This window comes from Slackia isoflavoniconvertens (genome assembly GCF_003725955.1).
In the GTDB taxonomy this organism is placed as follows: domain Bacteria; phylum Actinomycetota; class Coriobacteriia; order Coriobacteriales; family Eggerthellaceae; genus Slackia; species Slackia isoflavoniconvertens.
This window is the reverse complement of sequence record NZ_QIBZ01000047.1, coordinates 1-569: the sequence shown is the minus strand read 5'-3', so window position 1 is coordinate 569 and position 569 is coordinate 1. Positions and strand designations below refer to the sequence as shown.

The 569-nt window shown below is 62.2% G+C and carries 1 protein-coding gene; it reads right to left on the bottom strand.

Translation table 11 applies throughout. The annotated features are described in order from the left end of the window. Nucleotides 1-569, bottom strand: a 569-nt coding sequence (locus DMP05_RS09685; RefSeq protein WP_148039735.1) for an ATP-binding cassette domain-containing protein, incomplete at both ends; no start/stop codon positions are given.

Below are 569 nucleotides of genomic sequence, written 5' to 3'. Positions count from 1 at the left end.
CAAGACACCGCAGAGGGGCTGGAGCCACGAGCATCTTGGCGAGCGCCAATCGGCACTTCTCGCCGCCGGAGAGCACGCCCACGCGCTTTTCTACCGCATCGCCCTGGAAGAGAAAGGCGCCCAGGAGCGTGCGCACCTGGCTGATGGTCCAGCCGGGAGCAACGCGGTCGAGCTCCTCGAACACGGTATTGCCCGCATAGAGCTCCTCGAGCTGATGCTGCGCGAAGTACGACACCTCCACATGCGCGCCATAGGTGACAGATCCGGCATCGGGCTCAAGCACGCCGGCAACCATCTTGAGCAGCGTGGATTTTCCGGCGCCGTTTGGACCCACAAGCGCCACCTTCTCGCCGCGATAGAGCGTGAGATCGAGTCCGTCGTAGACGTGCTTCTCGCCGAAATGCTTCGTGATGCCAGCCAGGCTTGCCACCGCATCGCCCGTGCGCGGGGGCTGCACGAAGTTGAAGTGCACGGTCTTCTTCTCCTGCGGCACCTGGATGATTTCCATCTTCTCAAGCTTTTTCACGCGGTCTTGGACCTGCTTGGCCTTGGTGGGCTTATAGCGGAAC